The sequence below is a fragment of the Mesorhizobium sp. M4A.F.Ca.ET.020.02.1.1 genome, assembly GCF_004022645.1.
In the GTDB taxonomy this organism is placed as follows: Bacteria; Pseudomonadota; Alphaproteobacteria; order Rhizobiales; family Rhizobiaceae; genus Mesorhizobium.
In genome coordinates this window covers 1-1,568 of record NZ_RZOI01001038.1, presented here as the reverse complement: position 1 = coordinate 1,568, position 1,568 = coordinate 1, and the positions used below count along the sequence as shown (strand labels likewise).

Here is a 1,568-nt window from a genome sequence, read left to right as displayed (position 1 = left end):
GTGCCAGGCACCGAGCGCGTCTATCCTGAATTACGCGACCTCATCGTCGCCAACATGGTGGATTCGGCGCTTCAGGCCGTCAGCGCCTTTCTGAAGGCATCAAAGCTGGAACCGCCGGCAACCCATCGTTCGCTGGGGCGACGCGCCTATATCGACGCTGTCGTGCGCGCCGACCGGGCGCTCGACAGCGTCGCGTCGACATTCGATTTTCTGCTTGCCGTCACACCGATCAACGCCGAACCAGCCTGGCAGGAATTCCAGGCCGGCGGCTTCGAGCGGATGCCCGCGCTGCTCTACAGGCCGCTCGAGTTCGAGGTTGCCGCGCAGAAGCGGAAGCTCTATTCGGTCTCCCTTGATCACCTGGAAGATCCGCTCCTGACCAGGCTGCTGTCCGAAAAGCAGCAGGAACTCGATCTTCAACTGTCGATGCTCGCGGCACGCGAAACGCCCAGCTTCGTCGAACTCGGTCGAGCACTGTATGGCAGCGTCGAGCCTAGCCTGGCGGCGAGGGCACGCACCATTCTCGAAAAGACGCCCCGCGTTGCTTCGACGGCCCGACAGAAGGGCCTGGGCGCCGACGCTGTCGCCGCGGCCGCGCGAGACATGATCGCCGGATACAGTGCCGCCTACGCCGATTTCGACGCTTCCGTGGAGGTCCGCGCCGACCTGCCGGCCGGCCTCCTCGTCTCTCGGAACCGGCTGCTGGTTTCGCGCGACACCAATCTTCCACCGGAGCGACTGACCGCACTGCTCAGTCACGAGATCGGTGTTCATCTGCTGACCTATTTCAACGGCGATGCGCAAGGGCTCGCCATCTTCCGCAACGGGCTAGCCGGTTACGAGGGCATGCAGGAGGGACTGGCCGTGCTGGCGGAATATCTGGTCGGCGGCATGACCGCGGCGCGGCTGAGACTGATCGCGGCAAGGGTTATCGCGTGTCAGGCGATGCTCGCCGGCGCACCGTTTGAGTATACGTTCCGCGTTCTGCATGGTGATTTCGGTCTCGATGATCGCAGCGCCTTCAACGTCGTTCTGCGCGTCTTTCGAGGCGGCGGCTTGGCAAAAGACGCCATCTATCTGCGTGGCGTGGCGCAGGTTCTTGATCATCTGAAGAGTGGCGGCAGTCTCACGCCGTTCTGGATCGGCAAGATCTCCGCGGCGCATTTCGCCGATATCCAGGAACTCAACGCGCGCGGCTTGCTGCGGGCGCCGCGGCTCGAACCTGCGTTCCTCTCTTCCGACGCAGCGCGTCCACGCCTGAAGAAGGCGATGGCGGGGATCGATCCGATCGATATGGTTGAGACGTGAGCGGAGCCCCCGATGCGCATTGCGTTCTTCGTCAATTCGATTGAGAGCGAGACGCCCGGCTACACGACGACAACGCTGGCGCAGGCCGCGGTTCAGCGCGGTCATTCTGTTGTCTACGTTGAACCTGGCGACTTCATACTGCGTCCGGATGACAATCTGGCTGTCAGCGTCGCTGTCCTGCCGAACGCTCCCTACAGGACGACCGACAAGCTGTATGCTGCCCTGAAGGATGCCGCGAAGCAGAAAAAGACCTTCCCGAC

Annotated in this window: 1 protein-coding gene and 1 pseudogene; both read left to right on the top strand. The window is 62.9% G+C overall.

The window, feature by feature from the left end; genetic code table 11:
* The coding region (locus tag EN742_RS34535; protein WP_128333847.1) for a flavohemoglobin expression-modulating QEGLA motif protein at positions 1 to 1,308 on the top strand (1,308 nt) is incomplete at its 5' end.
* Positions 1,309 to 1,320: 12 nt separating this feature from the next.
* A pseudogene (locus EN742_RS34530) lies at positions 1,321 to 1,568 on the top strand (glutathione synthase); the annotation flags it as partial.